We start from the raw sequence: 19,372 nt of genomic DNA, 5'->3' as shown, positions 1-19,372 counted from the left end.
GCTATTGCCACACCAGCCAGCAAGATCAGTCCACACCTGCGACTTCCGCTTCGCACGTCGCCTGCGTGGACTGTCTGCTGTTGGATAACTTTTTAATTTCCTCCAAGAAATCATATCCTTTTGGTACAAGGGGAGTATAAAACTCTGATATGACACTTGTTCCTACATCAACATAGCCACGACCTTTGATTCGCTTTAAGAAGAAATCCTTTTGTACGTCACTGCCAAACATCATGCCATAGCCCATTTCAGACATACGACCTAAAGCCACTCTGAAATTAAACTGATCACGGATTCCGTCGCCTAAATATTTTGCGTCTGGACGTTGACAAGCCAGTATTAGAAAGAAGCCAGCTTGACGACCTAACATGACAATCTGTTTCAGCTTATTCATAACTGCGGTGTTTTCTTTTGTTCCCAGCATTTCCATGAAAGCGACGTATTCATCAAAGATTAAGAAGTGTGCCGGGAGACCTAAGTAAGCATAATTTTTGCCAGTCTTATAGTTCTTCATCTGCTTCATTTCCTCACTACGTTTCATCATTTCTTCATAGAATGTTTCAATGCAAGAAAGCAAGTCTTCTTTTCTATAGTAGACATTTGCCATCACAGAACCTAAGTCCGCAAGATCAGCATTTTTCGGGTCAAGAATATACAGTTTTGAATCTGTATGAAGCAAGGCTTCAATCAGTGTCAGTATAAAGTAAGTTTTACCGCCACCTGTACCACCAGCAATCAACATATGAGGGAGCTTATCATATTCCCACCATACGTTTTTCATTAAGCGAAGTTTACCATCTTTAGCTTCTACTTCATCAATAGAAATACGACTGGCTATGGTGTCATAGAGCAAAGTATATTCCACATAGGAATCCTTTAACTCTTTATCCGTCAGCTCACAGTACAAGCCACTCTCTAATTTCTTTTCCAAGTGTAAGAGTTGGTCTTGATATTTTCCCAGCGTGATTTCCACCCGTATCTGTATCAAGCCATTTTTAAGTCGATAATACATTTTAGGGAAGTAGGTTATCTTTTCCTTTGTACGACCAGCACTATCTTTAAAGAAACCCTCTGTTTTGACCTGTTCAGATTCATACCACTTGTTTTCAAGTATCATCTTTGCCAGTTTTTGACGGTGGTAAAGTTGTTTAACCGTATCATAGCGAACCCGTTTGAATACAAACGCTACCAGCAAGCAGATAAGAATTGCGACACTGAAACTGATAATTAAATAGGGAATGTCAATCTTATCTGCTTGTGATAGGTTAAAATCCTGCCAGTTGATCTGCTGGATTGTCTTCACATGAAACAGTCCGACAACCAGCAGGAAAACAGGCAGGAGTGACGCTATCGTAAAATGAAAGACTAAATCTTTACCAGATGGGCGAATCCTTTTACCACGCTGTTTCATGCGAAAAAGTCTCCTTTCTACCTAGCGACTATTTGTCTTGTGTCGGTTCTTTCTTTGCTTGTGGTTGAGCTTTGAATGAACTAGAATCCTTTGTCAGCACAATATCGTCTGCCTTGATATACCAGTCAACATCTGCTCCTTGATAGGTGGCAGTAGCAACGGTGTCCGCAATGGGATTGATAAGTTCCACCCGTGCGTTATAATCAAACTCTTTCAAAGGCACGCTGGCAGGAATACTTACTTGAATCATGCGTCCTTGTCCTTTGGATTTTAAGTCATAGGTACGTTCCTTGATTTCATCTGAAACCGACCCGTCTTCATTTTGGATTCTCACTTCACGACGTAGAGCAGAGAATTTCAATTCTCCAAAAGTCGTGTCTTTATCTAATACAATGCCATTTGCTAATCTCATCATTTTTCCTCTCTTTCTTTATTCTTTTATCATGTCGTCAGCATGTAAAAGGTAATTTGTAAAACCACGAGTGCCGATTTTGTAGCCCTCTGCGGTAATACGTGGATTGACTAACTTCACACGTTCCTCAAAGCCGAAATGTTTTTCGCCAGCTTCAGCAGGAAGCACCACCACAATATCATCTGCTCTTTGAACATCAGAATAGAGATTATAGCTTCTTGATAAGACAGTTAGCCGTCCGTTGATTCTTCGCTGAACGACTTTATCCTCGCCAGCAAATTCTAAATTGCCGAATGTTTTTTCCATGTTGGGAATCACAAATTTAAGTTCCATATTTTTACCTATCCTTTCTTTTTTATTGGCTGAATGAATGTTTGATGGTCTTAAAGAGTGGGGAACGACCTTTTGATTCTTGATTTTTTGTTTTCATAAGTTCACTTCCTTTCAAAATCGGGTAAAAAAATAGACACCTCATTTTTTGAAGTGTCTACCTATTAAATATTCAAATTTTATTGGAAGTATCTTTATATCTTCACTTTTCAAGGATAAATCGTCGTATCAAAGCTCATTCATAAGTAGTAAATTAGTAGTAAATTGAGTGGTTTTGACCTTGATAAAGTGTGATAAGTCCAGTTTTTATGCGGATAACTAGATTTTTATGCTATTTTTATAATAAAAAAAACATCAAAACACACAAGTTTAGCGGATAATTCACATTAAAAAGCCCCGGATTTAATCTTTAAAAAATTCATTTTCACTATTCAACTAATTAAACAACGTGTTTTATATATTACAAAAACACATAATTGCTTATTTATTAATAATAAAATACGTTATTAAAAAATGTTGATTTTATGAAAATTAACTGTAAATCAACATTGTTTAAACCTTACGAAAAATAGACAATAATGTTTTTTTAAAAGTAGATTATTTTGATTTAGAATACAAATAAAAAAACTTATTTTTTTATATAATGAAATTATGAAAAGAAATATTTTCATTTTTTAAATAAATTTTTGTCTTGATTTATTTTTTGACTTGTCCCTTTTTAATCACATGCCTCGCCGCTCTAAACACATGCGACTGCCGCTTTTCTCATTTGTCCAGACTCTACGTGCAAAAAATACAAGGAGAAACTTATGAAAAAAGTAGACTATAAAACTCAAATGAACCAAAAAGCGTTAAAGAAAAATGTCAAACGGGCGCTTACTTTGTCCCTTGCTTTGTCATCCGGTCTGGCTCTTTCAAATGTAGTGAGCACTACTATTTTTAATCAGACACCTATTGTTGCTAAAGCTGCTGTTATTGATGGTGAGATACTTACTAATTTAGAAGTGTCAAACTCCAGCGGCACATCAGCAGCAGCTCCTTTTCCTATCGCCGGAGCCTCTCACAACGTTGATTTCACTATTTCAGGAACTGAATTAGCAGGTGCCTCACTAGTACTGGCTGGCAGAAAAGCAGCTGTACTAAATATCCCGGCACCAATGGCCGGACTTGTTAAGCCTAACGGCGAAGCGCTGATCGATACTAGTGTCACACTCAGATTGGATAACATGCAGTTGGTACAAAATGTCATAACTGCCGTTGAAGAACTTACTGAATTATTAAATGAAATTGCTAATGGTGCTTTAGGAAACATGACAGGTGTCACTCTTAATACTGATGAAGTGTTGGAACAGCTGGCACTACTGGACAATCTATCCAATATCGGACAAGCTGAATTTACAGCTGAACAAGTACTCTCACCAGATGGGAAAAGTATTTATGCCGTGATAGATGATGGTTTAGGGCTGGTGGTTTCACAAAATATTGTCGACATTTTAACTGGCTTGCAAAATGCCGTCAATAGTCTTGAAGCAGAAGGCAGCGATATAATTTCGATTCCTGTTGCAGCAGCTATCAACACTGCACTTCTACCCGTCAAGGCTACCATTAATACTACAATTGATGTAGCCGTTGGCGCTGCCGGAGTTGGCGGACAACTATTTAATGAAGTTCTGGATGCTGCTGTTTTGGGTGACACAACCGTGACCATGCCGACTATTGTTCAAGACCCGACTTTTGAAGATTTGGAAAATGCAGGTATCGACACATCGCAACCATATGAAGCTGTTTTTCCTGGAACTGTTGTAAAAGATGATTTAGTGGATTTGTCAATTTTTGCCGATGCGGACGGCAGAACATCTATCTGGTTCGCCGCCAGAGCAGCTCTGACTCCCCCTACAGTCACAATCACAGGCAATTCTACAGATGGTTACACTGTGACCGGTGTTGCCGACCCAAATGTTACGGTGGAAATTAAAAACAGCGACGGCGAAGTTATCGGTACTGGACAATCTGATGAAAACGGAAATTATATCATTACTTTGCCTCCTGGAAAAGTTGCACCGCTCGAAGAAGTGACTGTTAATTCCAGAGATGACCAAAATAATGTCAGCCCTGATGTAGAAGCGATTATCCCGGATGATGAAGAAGCTGATGCAGATGCGGATGCCGATGCGGATGCCGATGCGGATGCCGACGCGGATGCTGACGCGGATGCAGATGCGGATGCCGATGCGGATGCGGACGCGGACGCCGATGCGGATGCCGACGCGGATGCCGATGCAGATGCAGATGCTGACGCGGATGCTGATGCTGACGCCGATGCGGATGCCGATGCGGACGCGGACGCTGATGCGGATGCGGATGCGGACGCGGATGCGGATGCGGACGCGGATGCGGATGCCGATGCCGATGCTGACGCGGATGCCGATGCCGATGCCGATGCCGACGCTGATGCCGATGCCGACGCTGATGCGGATGCTGATGCTGATGCCGATGCCGACGCTGATGCGGATGCTGATGCGGACGCCGATGCGGACGCTGACGCCGATGCGGACGCTGACGCCGATGCGGACGCTGACGCCGATGCGGATGCTGACGCCGATGCGGATGCAGATGCGGACGCGGATGCTGATGCTGACGCCGACGCCGATGCGGATGCAGATGCGGATGCCGATGCGGATGCCGACGCGGATGCAGATGCCGATGCCGATGCCGATGCCGACGCTGATGCCGATGCCGACGCTGATGCGGATGCTGACGCTGATGCCGACGCCGATGCTGACGCTGATGCGGACGCTGATGCAGACGCAGATGCCGACGCTGATGCCGATGCAGATGCGGATGCTGACGCCGATGCGGATGCCGATGCAGATGCCGATGCGGATGCTGATGCGGATGCCGATGCGGATGCTGATGCGGATGCCGATGCCGATGCGGATGCAGATGCCGACGCGGATGCCGATGCTGACGCCGATGCGGATGCGGATGCAGATGCGGATGCAGATGCGGATGCCGACGCTGACGCCGATGCCGATGCGGATGCAGATGCTGACGCCGACGCGGATGCGGACGCAGATGCTGATGCTGATGCGGATGCCGATGCCGACGCCGATGCGGATGCCGATGCCGACGCGGATGCCGATGCTGACGCGGATGCCGATGCGGATGCTGACGCGGATGCGGATGCTGACGCAGATGCCGATGCGGATGCGGATGCCGATGCGGACGCTGATTCGGATGCCGATGCGGATGCGGACGCCGATGCCGACGCGGACGCCGATGCCGATGCGGATGCTGATAAAAACAAACCTACCAACTTGGCAAAACCATCTGGCGGTTATTCCCTAGTTAAAGGCAATTACTTGCCAAAACTAAATGATTCTGCTGCGACAATGCTGTCAGCTCTCGGTTTTGGGTCACTTCTGACTGGCCTGGCTGGCATTTTCAGGAAAAAGAAAAAATAAAGCGACGGTTTAGTTTGTCAGGGAGGCTTCTCTCTGACAAACTCTTCTTAAAAACTATCTAAAGAGGCGAATAAACATGCTAGTATCACCAATAATGATAAAATTTTTCATTTTTTTCCTAATGACTTGTTTGATTTGTTTCAAAATAATCACTCGCAAACTGACCTCTAAAGAAAAAAAAGATACAGCAGATGACGATGTGCTGCAAACGATGTTCTCAAAAGATGACAACGGCAAGTACCCTTGGGAAACGGATACAGATGATTCCCCGGATAGAATCAACAAAACCACTAGACGTTTGAAAGATTCGACCGGCGCCAAACGCGGCCGGTGGTAAATGAATAATTTTTATGATTATACTGGAGTGAATAGTGATGGATAAACAAGGAAGGGATAATCTTCAAACGTTACAAACTTTTTTTCAGGAAGAGCAACTCAAAACCAACTTAACAGATGTCACTTTTTTTCTGTCTTATACGAATGGCCCGGCTCGCGCGAGTGTTTGGCAGACATCCGCTCAAACTTTTGATGCTGCCTGGTACAAAGTGGAACGTCACTTGATGAAGTATCATCACATGCCAAAATGGGTGAGAATCGACATGATTGTCGCAAAACAGACGTATTCCCGACAGGAAGCGCTTGACCAGATAAGCAAGGTAAAGAGAAACAATTATTTTTCCTACGGGATTTCATTTAAAGAAGACGGCAGTTGTCAGTTTCTGGAAGAAGAAATTGCGGGAAATGCATTGTTGACACCTGATGCTTCGCACATCGTTGGAAAAAACAAGCCAAATTTACAGCTGAATCAGCAAAACTTGCGGCAATATATTAGAAAGAAATATAACCGAATCATCCTGAATCCAGAAAAGTATGTTGATGACAATTGGACTTTTTTCAAAACCCGCGCGGCATTCCTTTCTTCCGATGTATTATTTTTAGATGGCCCGGCAGTCCAGTTCGGCAGAGGCATCCGGCAAATATCGGAACATGATTTTCAAAATGAACTCGAACTGGCTATTCGTCAAGGGGGAACGTATTTAGCCAATCAGCTGACACCGTCAGGAAAATTTATTTTCGGCTACTACCCCGCTTATCATCTGAATCTTCCGGGATATAATAGTGTGCGGCATTTTTCATCAGCTTATGCGTTACTGGAAACAGCACAATTCACCGGGAACGCAGACTTTTTAACATCTGCGGAAAAAAGTCTGGTTTGGGGGCTGGAACATTTGACCGAAACAATTGACGGCCGCCTTTACGTCACCGAGCAACTGAAAAAAAGCAAAGAATTGAAACTTGGCGCCCAGGCAACTGCCATTCTGGCCCTGGCTAAATTTGAGGAGCTGACGGGGCGAAAGCAATTTGTCCAGCAAATGGAATCACTGACAGCCGGCATGTGTCAACAATTTATAGATGAAGACGGAAATACCACCCATGTCTTGCACAGCGATTTGACAGTTAAAGAGACGTTTAGAATTATTTACTATGATGGGGAAGCACTATTCAGCCTGCTCAGAGCATTCGCTATTACCGAAAATCCGCAATTACTGGAAACAGGCAAACGTCTCATGAACCGGTTTATTGAGAACGGCTACGAAAAGTACCACGACCACTGGTTAAGTTATTCCGTTAATGAACTCATCCACATCGACCCGCAGCCTGAATACTTTGAATTTGGATTAAAAAATGCCTTTAACAACTTGAAATTTATTGAACATCGCGACACTGCTTATCCGACGATGCTGGAGCTGCTCGTTGCGGCCGTCAGGATGGTCGGCTCATTAAAAAAACAGCCTTATCACGCGGAACTGGTGTCAGAAGAGCAGATTGAAAAACTTCAGCAAGTGATGAGGAAACGGGTTGTTCATGAGCTGCGGACAGGCATCATGTGGCCGGAGTTGGCAATGTTCTTTAAAAAACCCGACCAAATCGTCAGCGGTTTTTTTGCCCGTCATGACCGCTTCAGGATGCGAATTGACGATGCCGAACACTTTTTGTCCGGCCTGATCAACTTTTCGCTCATTTCCGATGAGAAGACCGACAAATGAACAGGCATCCCCTTAACGGCAATATACCTTGATTTCCACCTAACATAATTTGGATGGAAATCAGGGTATATTTGTTTACAGGTTATCGTGTGCGACTTCTTTAAATACGGCAATACTCTTCTTGAAAATGTACTTGCTGAACTGTCTGCTCAATACTTTGCTGACGTTGCGATAGGCAAGCGCCGGTGTATTAGGGACAACAAAATAATACACGCCGTCTTCTTTGTAAATCGGCTCATCAAGCGTGGTGAACCGAGTACCTTCAATTGCATTGCCTGCATCGGCGGCAACGTCAATGACAAATGCACCTTTTTTCAGTGTTTTTTGCTGGGCTTTGGTCATGATGGGTTTGCCCCAGCTGCCAACTTCGATGCCGTTGATAATCATATCGTAACTTGGCGCCTTCTTTTCAAAATCCGGCAATGTCCTGCGATAATAGAGTTTCACATTACTGGTAAATTTCGAAACACCGTGAAAGGCGCCTTGTGCCACATTGCCAGAACCCAAAATGGCAACGCGTGTGTTGTCGTCAGGAATCAGGCCATAACTCAAAAAAGCGTGAAGAACACCGGCGAATCCGGCGTAAAAACTGTTTTGATAGACCGCGTTGGCAGGTATCCAGTCGGCGCGAATCATTTTATCATGGTAAAAAATTTGCGGGAAACGATTGTCTAAATCGACCACTACCAAATCTTTCGGGTAAGCCTGCTCCTCCATAAACGGTTTGCCCGAGCCTAACGGATGTGTCCAGCCGATGATGATCTGACCCGGACGGATCAACGCGTAATCTGTCGGTTGAATCAATTTTAGCGAAAAGATGCCATCCGCCCGGCTGAAAATCTCCTCACGGCTCATTATCCGGCACCCGGCTTGCTCATAGTCGGTATCAGCAATATCCATGAACTCGCCGAATCCCGTTTCAATCAATAGCTCGTTCTCAAAGTCCCTGATGTCCTCAGGAAGTAGCGGAATACGGCGCTCATTTGGAAAATTAGATTTTATCATCCCTAATTTCATCTTTATTCCTCCCATATTGTGCGGCTGCTTGTTGACTGACTTTTGCGTGATTGTAACAAATCAATGTGACTGATGCTGTGTGTTGAATCAGCATTGGATGGCGGACTGACGAGTTAAGTTGAGCGAAAAAGCTAGTCGAGTCTGCCCTGTTGGCGTGAATAGTCCATATAGTGAGAGACTTTGGAAAGTTTTTGTTCTTTGATGCGGCGAATCGCTTCGTCGGTTGGTTTTCTGATGATGTGTTGACGCTGGAGTTCCTCAATCATTGCTGTCAGCTGATAAAATTCATGCAGCACGTCATCCTCGTTCGTTTTATCCGGACGGTCAGGGTGATGATCATCAAACCCGAATCTCACAGCCTTTGACAGTGCCTGTTGGATTTCGGCACATTCTTCTATCGCAACCAGTGTTAAATAGTCTGATTTGTTCACATCATACCTCCTTTCACTGCACTAAAAATGAATCGTAAACTGCTCAAATATATGCTGGCCGCTCCCCTGGCTAAGCAGGCCTTTTAGTTCGAGCTGGTTAACGGCTGATAGAACATCTTGAATGATTCCTGAGGGCAAGCACGTATCAAAATGCCCGGGAAATACACAGGATACCGGCAGCTTGGCAATTTTGCGAACAGAACGGCTAAAATCTTGCGGATTGGTTGAAGGGTAATAAACATCAAGTTTTCCTCGGTAAATCAAATCTCCAGTAAATAAATACCCCCGCTCCTCTTCATAAAAACAAACATGTCCAGGCGAATGACCCGGTGTATGAATCACCCGTATTTGCCACCCCCCAAGCTCGATACATGCGTTGTCGCTAAACATCTGCAATGTCTGTTTGTCGCAGCAAGGCAGTTGATACGTATCAATATCAAATCCTTCCGGCGGGACAAACGGCTCTTTCAGCAGTTCATGTTTGACCGCAGCCAGTGTTAAAGGGAAGTGACCCGTCAGCCACGGGACTTCCTCTTCAAAAACCGCGATATCTGAGAATTCGTCATGGCCGCCGATATGGTCCCAATGAACATGCGTACTGGTCACCAAAACAGGCAGACGTGTCAAACCGCTTACAATTTGACGAATACTGCCAATCCCGGTACCCGAGTCAATCAGCAATGCCCGTTCGGAACCGGTCAATAAATAACTTCTTGGTTGTTCCCAATGCGAATTTTCGCTAATCGCCCAAGTGTGTGTATCAATTGGTTCAACTTTAAACCATTCACTGTTTTTCAAAAAGAACGACCCTCCCATTTTCTTACCAAGTTGCAGTCTATAAAAAAGAAGAAGGCTTTGCCATTCTCTGCTGGAAAAACCCGCTGCTCCTTAATTAATTGTAACAGACAACTTTCATTTATGCACAAAAAACAACAGTGTCCTTGAAAAAAAACACGTTCAAAAATAACAGCATTTTTTATCAATGAAACAATGACAATAAAAATGTTTTACTCTGACACTGTGTCATAGTTTATACTAAAGAAAAACCTGTTGTTAGGAGGATAACTATGTTTAAAATTGGACACTTTTCTAAATTATCTCATACTAGCGTTAGAATGCTGAGATACTATGAACAAATTGACTTGCTGCAGCCGGACAATATTGATACAGACACGGGCTATCGTTATTACTCTGCCGGCAGTTTGAAAGAAATAGGAAAGATCAAAAAGCTGCAGGAATTAGGATTTTCTTTATCTGAAATCAAGCCGCTGATGACAGCGACTCACTTATCTGAGATTCAATCATACATTGCCATCAGACGCGCTCAGTTGACGGAAGAGTTGGCCCGAGTGACCACTCAGGCAAAAATGCTGGAATCAATGCAGACTTTGGTCGCTAAAAACAGCGACAGCATGTCCTACAATGTTGTCTGCAAAGAGCTTGCCGCCCGAGATGTGATGAGTATTCGCCGTGTAGTGCCTGACGAATCACACGAAGCGTTATTATGGCAAGAATTATATCATGCCTCGCTGGCACTTCAAGTAGCACTTGCTCAACCGCCATTAGGTATCACTGTTTACCATGATGAAGAATACAAGGACGACCAAATCGATATTGAGGTGCAAAGCTCTGTTGCTGCCCTTCAACAGAGCACAGAAGAAGTTGTTTTTAAACATGTCCCTCCTGTCACAGTTGCATCTGTGACCTTTCACGGCGGTTTTGAACAGATGCCCCTGGTGATGGAGGCTCTCGCCCACTGGGTCGAAGACAATGACTATCAGCTGTATGGGCCTATGTTTAATATTTCCCATGTCTCACCTGCTCAAGATTCCGAGCCGAAAAATTGGATTACAGAAGCCTGTATCACTATCAAACAAAGAGGAGATGAATAGACCTTGGCGCGACCTCAAACTAAACAGGACTTGCTGCAAGCTGCACAAACGAATTTTGAAAAAATGACCGACCTGATAGACAGCATCCCTTTGGAAAATCAGGAACAGATTTTTCCCTTTGATGACCGGGATCGTACTATCCGTGATGTGCTCGTCCACCTTTACGAATGGCATCGATTGCTTTTGAATTGGGTTGATGCCAATCAAAACGGACGCGCCCGTCCTTTCTTTCCTGCCCCGTACAACTGGCGCAATTACGGTGAAATGAACCTGCAGTTTTGGAAACAGCATCAGCATACACCGCTAGTTCAAGCAAAACAACTGGTCAAGTCAAGTCATCACGAAGTACTTGACCTGATTGACGACTACAGCACCGAAGAACTGTTCACGAAAAAATATTTTTCATGGACAGGAACCACATCACTGGGTTCTTATATGGTTTCTTCCACGTCAAGTCATTATGATTGGGCCATCAAGAAAATCAAACGGTTTAAAAAAGAACTGTAACGTGACGTGAAAATGCGGCTGTACTGTTCCTTTCTCCTTTTTGGCGAATTTGTAGTATAATATATATGACATGTGATTGTTTTAACATATAGACAAGCCATGAAGGAGTGACATGACCATGATTCAGACAGCCGTAAAGGAACGTTCGCTGCAAGGGGCCGATTACAAAAATGCTCAGTTGGAGCATCTTGATTTTTCCCATACTGATTTGAGCAATGCTGATTTTTCCAATAGTCTCTGTGTGGATTGCAATTTTTCCCATGCTGTTTTAAGGAATGTTGATTTTTCCGGTGCTGATTTAAGAGGCTGCAACTTGTCTTATGCCGATATTTCCGGTGCAAACATGTTCGCATCACTTCTTGAACATGCCAATCTGGAACAGATTATCTCTGATGACAACACGCAGTATTTTGCGCTGCGCTGCCCGGAAAAAGGAGCATTCATCGGCTACAAAGTCTGCTTCGATTACCGCCTTGTCAAACTGCTGATACCTGCGGACGCCCGGCGCGTATCGGCCACGGGTCTCGCCTGCCGCTGTGATAAAGCAAAAGTACTGTGGATTAAAAGTTATGATTTCAGCAAAAGTTATAACGAGGCCTTTGCTTATGTCGACCCTAACTTTGTTTATCGTGTCGGTGAAACCAGTTATGCCCATTATTTTAATCCGGACCGCTGGGTGGACTCGACTGGCGGCCTCCACTTTTATATGACTCGCGAAGAAGCAATGGGCTATATGTAAGCTGGCTGATTGTCAGCAAAAAAAGATAGTCATCACCGGATTCTCCTGTTACAATACAAACAAGGAGGAGATTGGTTTGGAAGAATTGACCGCTCAGCTGTTCGCTTGGGTATTACCAGTGTTTCATTTTTTTATTTTTATTCTGCACATCTTTTCTATTCTGATTTTGATGTGGGGACTGATAATTGTTGCCTATGACTTTTTCAGGACCCAGCTGTCGACCAAAAACCGTCTGCAGCTGGCACAAAAAACCACTTATATCAAAAATTATTTCGGCAGCTATGTCCTGTTAAGCTTGGAGATTTTAATTGCCGCGGATATTATCGAATCAATCATTAATCCAACCGCCGCCGACATCTTCAAACTTGCTGCGGTCGTTGTGATTAGAACACTGATTTCCTATTTCTTGAACAAAGAAATCCGGGAAACAGAGATTGATGTCGACTTAGCTTTCGACAAAGAACACGCTAAACGAAAAACTGACTAATCCTCTCGACGCATCATCGCGTAAGAGGATTAATTTTTATTATTAAACAATATCATCAGCCGACAGCTGTTTTTTTACAACGATTTTTTCTTGTTATCAGATACTATCATAGTGATGAAGGGAGTGAGTTCCAATCAAAAAATTTATTATTTATTTTAACGCCAGTGCAGGAGGTTCTGACATTCAAAAAACTGCCGAACATGTGCAAGCTGTTATGCGGGAAAACGGGTTTCAGGCCGATTTGTTAGTCGAAAAAACGGTGGAAGACGCACTGGCAGCCCTGAAGAAACAAATTCCTCGCTATGACGGAATTATTTCAATAGGCGGGGACGGAACGCTGAACGTCGTTATCACTGCGTTTATACAACTCAAACAAAGCATCCCTCTAGGCATTATCCCCAGGGGGACGATTAACAATTTTGCCAAACGGTGGAACATTCCAAATGACGTTGACGAAGCGCTCAACATCATTGTTGACGGACAGACAAAAAAAGTCAGCATCGGTTCTTGTAACAACGAGAAAGCTATTGTCAGTTCGTTTACAATCGGCGTTCTCGCAGATATCTCTAATGATGTCCGGCAAAAAGAAAAGAAAAAATTCGGGCTGATTGTCTATCCGCTGGCAGCTTTCCGGAAAATCGGCCGTAATAAAGCCCACTCCACTCTATCGTCTTTGAGACCAGTTCCGGAAAAGAAAGACTCAAAGTCTGGATTGCACTGGCAACAACGACTGATTCAGTCGGGGGCATCAAGTACGTGGACGATGACCATGATACATTTCACATCAGCATCTTGCATGATATCGGTATCAAAAAAGTACTTTCTTTCATCCGTTATGCCTTTACAGGTGAATTAAAAGAAGCAAAAAGCCTTACCTATTTAAACGCCGAGCAGGTGAAGATGGCTCCTGCCAATCAACACGACACTATCTATTCGCGGATAGACGGCGATGCCGGTCCTGCCCTGCCGCTGACATTAAACTGGCATAAAAAATTTCTTACGTTGTTTGTCCCCAAAGACTAAGAACGCAGCAACAAGCAAGCGGGACGTTCTTCAGAAATACATAGAAAAACACACACAAAATGACGACGGAATGTTCGTTTTTTGTGTGTTTTTAGTGTGCCGGCTATGCTACTACTGCAAATCCCGCCTTGTCCGGGTGATCGATGATTTTGTTTCTGCGGTAAGGAAAGAGCCTTAAAAACAGCAGGATATCTCCGCCGCACAAAGCAATGTTCACAAGAGCGGCAAATAATGTCACGTTGCTGGGATAGAGAAACGATAGAATAATCGTACTGGTCACTAGGACAGCAAAAGGAAATACCAAGCCAAACATATAACGACTGCCCAATAACGGCTTGTCGCAATGACAAGATGCCATCAGCATCCTAAATTTCAGATGGATATTTTTAGCGGCACAGCCCTTTGTCAGCACCCAGCCGACACCATGCAGTACTTCGTGTACGGCTAACGAAATAATTAGCAACCCCGTAAGCAGCAGCGTCATGTTAATAGGGACTTCAGCTAGTTGTTTGTAAAAAAACAGTCTGTAACTCCACATATAAGCTACTAACAGAGGGACAACGCATAAAAGTCCGATAACGTTTACCATCATTGCACTATAAGTTACTTCTTTAGTAATTTTCGACATATCACATATTCCCCGCTTTCTTGTTTAGTTGACAGTCGCAGCCGTCAACAGGACTAAAAATGTTGCTTCTATTTCTTTTTCCATGATTTTCAAGTCGTTGAATAGCGGCTGGTCAGTCAAATCTGCTAATTTCTTCCGCACTTGATTGAGTGTATCTTTGGTAAAATATTTTCCTGATAACTTAGTCTTTTCCAACAGCACCCATAAAGCAAGCATTTTGCCGTTTGGCGCCTCATCCGTTATCTGTTTTATGACATCGTCCAACAGCAGTGCCAGCTCAGCCTCGTCCGCGGAGTAAATCGACTGCTTCCCGAGATAACCTGCTTTTTGTGTCACTTGCACCAGCTGTTTTTGCAGCAGCTCGTTCCTGATACTTGTTAAATATTTTTTTAATTCCCTGTCAGTGAATGTGCCGCAGTATTTGTCAGCTATTTTTTTGAGAGTCGGCTTTTTCATCTTGGTTATCAGCTCATGAAGCGGCTGTAAAAATAGCAGGTCACCCGGCAAGCTGGTTGCTTTTACTATGACAGCCTGTTGTGCTAATTTGATAATGCCTGCTTCTTCTAAATCCAGCAATCCCGCCATCACCAGACTGATTTGCATGCGGTACCGATTGCCAGCGACACTCCCCCGCCTATCCATCGCTAATAAAAAAAGTTGTTCACTTAATGATGTCAGTTTCATTTGTTTCACTCCTATCTGTTAAATTGATAATAGCCAAAAAAATGAACACGATGGAAAAAAAGATACTATCTATTCAAAACGTTGCAAAAAAGCTTGCATTTATCAGAAATTAACAGGAAAATGATACTATAGTTACTTGGAGGGATTTGAATGAGGCATTCCGGGGATATTTTTCATCGTATTAGACAAAACAAAGGACTAACAGCTAAAGAGGTGGCCGGTGATATCGTTTCCCCACAGTTTTTGCGTAAATTTGAAACGAACGTAAGCGACATCAGCTTCAATAACCTGCTCAAGCTGCTTGTCCGGATGGACACCACCATGCTCGAATTTATCTCGGAAACCGGCAACGCGTTAGATGTCTGGTTGACTGCTGTCGAAGATGAGCTGGATAATGCCTTTAATTCAGGCAACTCTTTTCTGTTAAAAAAATTCATTGAAGAAAATGACAGTCAGTATGCTGAAACAGGTGAAAAACGATTTTTCCTGATAAGTCTCGTGGGAAAGCAGTATTACGACTATTCATTTCCGCCCGTTTATCATGCGGATACCGAGCCGCTGCTGGCACATTTGCGAAAAATAGAACAATGGGGAAAATTTGAATTGTTTCTCGGAACGTACATGTACTTTCTCTTTGACGACGATGAAGCATATGTCTACGCCATGCAGTTGTTGAAAAGACGGCATCCGTCTGCTGACATGAATCACTGGCGCAACGATTTAGCTCTCCATTTTGCGCTAAAATTAATCAAAAACAGCAAACTCGGCCATGCCGAAAAAATACTGGACATTTATTTTACAAATATTGCCTCACAACAGCAGACACACAATATCCACTTCGATTTATTTGCCCGCTTTGTACAAGGCATCCTTCAAATGAAGGACGGACATCAACAAGGAGCGGCACAAGTGGAAGAGATTCTGCGTATTTTCCACGATGTCCTTGGTTATGTTAATTATGCGAATAAATTGAATGCACTCTATATTTATTTCAAAACAAATGATGCTGCTTGTTCTGACAGCTGACAAAAGAGCACATCCGACAATTGCTATGACGCGCTTGTCGGATGTGCTTTGCGATTATTGACCTACAGCCCTTGCGGCAGCGACACATGCAGCTTAAACATATCTCCGTCGACAGTGACTGTTAACTGGCCATGATGCAATTCAACGATTGAACTGGCAATCGCCAGCCCTAAACCCGAGCCCTCCGTATGACGGGAGTTGTCTGCCCGCTTAAAGCGTTCGACTAACCCGCTGGCTTCCTGATTTAATTCATAATTTGCGATATTTTTCATTTCAAGTAATATATCTTGACCCTCTTGATAAAGCTTCAAATGAATCCTCGTTCCTGACATGGCGTACTTTGCTGCATTACTGAACAGATTATCCATCACCCGCCAGATTTTATCGCCGTCCACCAAAGCCTCTATTTTTTCATGCGGCTTGTAGTACATCATTTTTAAATTTTTTTCTTTAAAAATATCCTCATACTCCGCAACGGCCTGTTCCAGCAGTTGATTCATATTAACCGGTGACTGATTTAAAGTGATTTCGCCATTGTCCATTTTAGTCACTTCAAACAAGTCATCAATTAAGCGTTTCATACGCAACGATTTTTCATGAATGATTTTCCGGTACTTTTCCTTTTCTCCCTCTGAATGGGCCGGCTGATTCAACAATTCGCTGTATGTAATCAGCGAAGTCAAAGGCGTCCGCAAATCATGACTGACATTGGTAAGCAGCTCGCTCTTCAAGTGTTCGCTTTTCCGATTCAATTGTTTGGTTTGCTCCACCATCTGGCCAAGCTTTGCCAAATTGTCTGCCACGCCGTTCATACCGTCATCCGGTGAAAGAGCTTCACCATGTTGTGACAGAATAGCTGCCGGTTGAGACAACAGCTGCATGGACCGCACGTAATACTGCCGGTGCACGTACAGTAAAATCATGCCCAATACACACAACCCGACTAACACAAGCCGACTATTTAAAAGCAGGTCCGGGCCGAGCGACATGACTAAAACAAGGCTCAACAAGACCAGCGCTGCTACAATCACAAACGGCAGCTTGCGATAATAGTAGCGGATGATTTTCCAACACCTCATAAAAAAAGTGTCGTTGAACTTAGCCTTTAGCACCAGCGGCCATTTGTTGTGCTGCAAAGCCGTCAAAAGTTCTTTGAGCTGGATCAAGCATAACATCAGTGCAGCGCCGAACAAAGCTGCCGCAAGCATTATCTGAACAATCCCTGCCCATGACAGAAACACGCGGTACAAAATAACCCCTTCAAACAATCCTAAAGACAAAAAACTGACCACTAACATCACAAGCACCAACACATCCAAAGGGATTTTTTTGAGCTTGTCTAGTCCCTTATGCGGTGCCCCGTCATCTGCTTTGACATATCCGTATGCACACAATGACCCTAATATCATCAGACCTAAACCGGCACATGCCAGTACTTGCATGATGCTCTTGAGCCGTTTTTCTTTTTTCACCAGATTTAATAATGGTGACGTCCGTTTTAAGCCATAGGAAACAGTCACCGCCTCATTCATCCCGGCAAATAAATAACTGTGCGCATCACTTGACCCTATCTCTGAATACTGAAAATCAACCATGTAGTCTTTTTGTGTGCCGGGCTGGATGGTTTCTTTCTCAAAATAAGCTGCAATCATTTTTTGGTCCGTCTCCGTTGCCAGCTGTGACACATTCGTGATTACCTCACCGTTTTCCCTCATGACATAATAACTGTAATCACGGTCAGCAGACGCAACTATATCTGACAAATACGTTAACAGAGCCTCGCGATTAGCCTCCAGCCATTTGGTTTCTTCCTGAACGATTTTCTCCCTGACAATATCGGCATCACTGTAGTTCGCAATGATTGCCTGCATTTTTTCGTCCCGCTCTTTTTTGAGTGCTTCGACTTTTTTTTGATTTTCAGCTGCATCTATTTTATCTATATATTGTGTGAAGATATCGCCCAGCTGTGTGCCCAAGTCTCCGTAATATTCACGATACTGCTGAACCTGTGCCGATGAAATATTTTCAAAAGAAACATCCGCCAACTTATCATCTGCTAAGACCTCTTCTGTGTAAATACTAGACACAGCATCAAGAAAGGCGCTTGACGGATCGTTTCCCCCTGTCTGTTCCTTCAACCAGCCGACTGTCGAGCAAAGAATGAACCAGCCGATTGTCATTAGCAGCACAGCACCCAATAAAAAATCTTTACTTTTCAATTTTGTAACCAACACCCCACACCACCTTTAAATATTTTGGCTGTTTCGGCACCACTTCTATCTTCTCCCTAATCCGTCTAATATGAACGGATACAGTGTTGTCTGAATGAAAGCTGGGTTCTTCCCAGACGGATTCATAAATGTCGTCAATGGAAAAAACTCTGCCGGGAGAAGACATCAACAAGTCCATGATTTTGAATTCTTTAGGCGTCAGCTTGACCTCCCTGTCTTCGACAAACAACTTTTTTTCCAGCTTATCCAGAAGCAGCCCATTTACTTCGACCAAATGAGAGGACTTCTCCTCCGGCTGATAATTGCCAAGCGTCAAATAACGCCGCAACAGCGATTTGACCCTTGCCAACAGTTCCATCGGACTAAACGGCTTAGTCAAATAATCGTCCGCACCGACTTGCAGCCCTGAAATTTTATCTATCTCTTCGCTTTTGGCACTTAACATTAAAATCGGCACACTATTCTTTTTCCTGATATGATACGCAGTCAGTGTCCCGTCAAGATTCGGCATCATAATATCCAAAATAACCAGATGCGTCTCTTTCTGCGACAATATTTCCAGCGCTACTTTTCCGTCTGAGGCTTCCAACACCTCATAACCTTCCTGCTCCAAATAAATGCGTATCCCCTCACGGATTTCTTTGTCATCATCCACAACTAATATTGTTTTTTTCATTCTTATCTCCTAACTGTCTTATATCCTTCGTTCACTATACTGATTATATATAAAAATTCTGAATAAATGGGGTACTTATTTCTTAAATTATTCTTACTATTTGAGGTGGAAGGGATTATTTTAGATGGGGGTGGGGGATGACAATATTGTGCCATTGTTTAAATAAAAGAAAATAAGGTTGGAAGTAAGTAAATTATAGAAGTGTAAAGTAATGAATATCGTTTTTTATTTTCGCGAATTTTAAAAATAAAAAAATTTTTTCAAGGAATCAAACCCACTGAAATCAATAACCAAATGAAACGGACGATTCAAATGATGTGCAATATAGTCATTCATTTTTTTACAAAAATCATGACTATCGAATAT

At 43.3% G+C, this 19,372-nt stretch carries 20 protein-coding genes; 10 read left to right on the top strand and 10 right to left on the bottom strand.

What is annotated here, in order from left to right; translation table 11 throughout:
• Positions 1 to 25: 25 nt before the first annotated feature.
• Genes CBF27_RS03990 through CBF27_RS03980 form a run of 3 tightly spaced genes read right to left on the bottom strand, consistent with a single transcriptional unit; the run spans position 26 to position 2,156 of the window.
• Complete coding sequence (locus CBF27_RS03990; protein ID WP_000813488.1) at positions 26 to 1,411, bottom strand: FtsK/SpoIIIE domain-containing protein; 1,386 nt, start codon at positions 1,409 to 1,411, stop codon at positions 26 to 28.
• A gap of 28 nt (positions 1,412 to 1,439) precedes the next feature.
• Entirely contained in the window at positions 1,440 to 1,826 is a 387-nt protein-coding gene (locus CBF27_RS03985; RefSeq protein ID WP_000985015.1) for a YdcP family protein, read from the bottom strand.
• Positions 1,827 to 1,841: 15 nt separating this feature from the next.
• Positions 1,842 to 2,156 (bottom strand): YdcP family protein, encoded by a 315-nt coding sequence (locus tag CBF27_RS03980; RefSeq protein WP_000420682.1) that lies wholly within the window; start codon positions 2,154 to 2,156, stop codon positions 1,842 to 1,844.
• 806 nt (positions 2,157 to 2,962) lie between these two features.
• Here CBF27_RS03980 and CBF27_RS03970 point away from each other — a divergent pair.
• The 3 genes from CBF27_RS03970 to CBF27_RS03960 all read left to right on the top strand — a co-directional run bounded on the left by CBF27_RS03970 (position 2,963) and on the right by CBF27_RS03960 (position 7,665).
• Entirely contained in the window at positions 2,963 to 5,617 is a 2,655-nt protein-coding gene (locus CBF27_RS03970; RefSeq protein ID WP_126812660.1) for an adhesive domain-containing protein, read from the top strand.
• Between the two features lie 121 nt (positions 5,618 to 5,738).
• Positions 5,739 to 5,954, top strand: a complete 216-nt coding sequence (locus CBF27_RS03965) for a hypothetical protein (RefSeq protein ID WP_148112276.1) — start codon at positions 5,739 to 5,741, stop codon at positions 5,952 to 5,954.
• 37 nt (positions 5,955 to 5,991) lie between these two features.
• Positions 5,992 to 7,665 (top strand): hypothetical protein, encoded by a 1,674-nt coding sequence (locus CBF27_RS03960; RefSeq protein WP_126812656.1) that lies wholly within the window; start codon positions 5,992 to 5,994, stop codon positions 7,663 to 7,665.
• A 75-nt stretch (positions 7,666 to 7,740) separates the two neighbouring features.
• On the opposite strand, the gene CBF27_RS03955 is transcribed toward CBF27_RS03960, so the two are convergent.
• From CBF27_RS03955 to CBF27_RS03945, 3 genes are all read right to left on the bottom strand, one after another.
• Positions 7,741 to 8,682: a Rossmann-fold NAD(P)-binding domain-containing protein gene (locus CBF27_RS03955; protein WP_126812653.1), complete on the bottom strand. Its 942-nt coding sequence runs from the start codon at positions 8,680 to 8,682 to the stop codon at positions 7,741 to 7,743.
• A gap of 131 nt (positions 8,683 to 8,813) precedes the next feature.
• Positions 8,814 to 9,113, bottom strand: coding sequence for a nucleoside triphosphate pyrophosphohydrolase family protein (locus tag CBF27_RS03950; RefSeq protein WP_126812651.1), 300 nt, complete (start codon positions 9,111 to 9,113; stop codon positions 8,814 to 8,816).
• 21 nt (positions 9,114 to 9,134) lie between these two features.
• On the bottom strand, positions 9,135 to 9,911 hold the full coding sequence (locus tag CBF27_RS03945) for an MBL fold metallo-hydrolase (RefSeq protein ID WP_126812649.1): 777 nt from the start codon (positions 9,909 to 9,911) through the stop codon (positions 9,135 to 9,137).
• Between the two features lie 269 nt (positions 9,912 to 10,180).
• On the opposite strand from CBF27_RS03945, the gene CBF27_RS03940 reads away from it, so the two are divergent.
• The 6 genes from CBF27_RS03940 (at position 10,181) to CBF27_RS14475 (ending at position 13,761) form a co-directional block, all read left to right on the top strand.
• A complete protein-coding gene (locus CBF27_RS03940; protein ID WP_126812647.1) occupies positions 10,181 to 11,005 on the top strand; it encodes a MerR family transcriptional regulator in 825 nt (274 codons plus the stop codon).
• 3 nt (positions 11,006 to 11,008) lie between these two features.
• Positions 11,009 to 11,512: a ClbS/DfsB family four-helix bundle protein gene (locus tag CBF27_RS03935; RefSeq protein WP_126812645.1), complete on the top strand. Its 504-nt coding sequence runs from the start codon at positions 11,009 to 11,011 to the stop codon at positions 11,510 to 11,512.
• 118 nt (positions 11,513 to 11,630) lie between these two features.
• A complete protein-coding gene (locus CBF27_RS03930; RefSeq protein ID WP_245985944.1) occupies positions 11,631 to 12,251 on the top strand; it encodes a pentapeptide repeat-containing protein in 621 nt (206 codons plus the stop codon).
• Positions 12,252 to 12,327: 76 nt separating this feature from the next.
• Positions 12,328 to 12,738, top strand: coding sequence for a DUF1622 domain-containing protein (locus CBF27_RS03925; RefSeq protein WP_342774785.1), 411 nt, complete (start codon positions 12,328 to 12,330; stop codon positions 12,736 to 12,738).
• A gap of 202 nt (positions 12,739 to 12,940) precedes the next feature.
• Positions 12,941 to 13,594 carry a diacylglycerol/lipid kinase family protein gene (locus CBF27_RS03920; protein WP_245985941.1) on the top strand — a complete coding sequence of 218 codons (654 nt, stop codon included), beginning with the start codon at positions 12,941 to 12,943 and terminating at the stop codon, positions 13,592 to 13,594.
• Between the two features lie 44 nt (positions 13,595 to 13,638).
• On the top strand, positions 13,639 to 13,761 hold the full coding sequence (locus tag CBF27_RS14475; RefSeq protein WP_281273644.1) for a hypothetical protein: 123 nt from the start codon (positions 13,639 to 13,641) through the stop codon (positions 13,759 to 13,761).
• Between the two features lie 103 nt (positions 13,762 to 13,864).
• Here the strand turns inward: CBF27_RS14475 and CBF27_RS03910 are convergent, their stop codons facing one another.
• Together CBF27_RS03910 and CBF27_RS03905 are read right to left on the bottom strand one after the other, a co-directional pair.
• Complete coding sequence (locus CBF27_RS03910; RefSeq protein ID WP_126812637.1) at positions 13,865 to 14,389, bottom strand: DUF3267 domain-containing protein; 525 nt, start codon at positions 14,387 to 14,389, stop codon at positions 13,865 to 13,867.
• A 24-nt stretch (positions 14,390 to 14,413) separates the two neighbouring features.
• Positions 14,414 to 15,073: a GPP34 family phosphoprotein gene (locus CBF27_RS03905; protein ID WP_126812635.1), complete on the bottom strand. Its 660-nt coding sequence runs from the start codon at positions 15,071 to 15,073 to the stop codon at positions 14,414 to 14,416.
• Between the two features lie 150 nt (positions 15,074 to 15,223).
• Here CBF27_RS03905 and CBF27_RS03900 point away from each other — a divergent pair, with 150 nt between their 5' ends.
• Positions 15,224 to 16,099 carry a helix-turn-helix domain-containing protein gene (locus tag CBF27_RS03900; protein ID WP_126812633.1) on the top strand — a complete coding sequence of 292 codons (876 nt, stop codon included), beginning with the start codon at positions 15,224 to 15,226 and terminating at the stop codon, positions 16,097 to 16,099.
• 62 nt (positions 16,100 to 16,161) lie between these two features.
• Here CBF27_RS03900 and CBF27_RS03895 read toward each other — a convergent pair whose 3' ends face one another.
• Positions 16,162 to 18,333 carry a sensor histidine kinase gene (locus tag CBF27_RS03895; protein ID WP_126812631.1) on the bottom strand — a complete coding sequence of 724 codons (2,172 nt, stop codon included), beginning with the start codon at positions 18,331 to 18,333 and terminating at the stop codon, positions 16,162 to 16,164.
• The gene (locus tag CBF27_RS03890; RefSeq protein ID WP_126812629.1) at positions 18,308 to 19,006 is read right to left on the bottom strand and encodes a response regulator transcription factor; all 699 of its coding nucleotides are present in this window, start codon (positions 19,004 to 19,006) and stop codon (positions 18,308 to 18,310) included. The genes CBF27_RS03895 and CBF27_RS03890 overlap by 26 nt, the downstream gene beginning before the upstream one ends.
• Between the last annotated feature and the right edge of the window lie 366 nt (positions 19,007 to 19,372).

The organism is Vagococcus acidifermentans, assembly GCF_003987655.1.
In the GTDB taxonomy this organism is placed as follows: Bacteria; Bacillota; Bacilli; order Lactobacillales; family Vagococcaceae; genus Vagococcus_B; species Vagococcus_B acidifermentans.
This window is presented reverse-complemented; position numbering and strand designations above follow the sequence as displayed.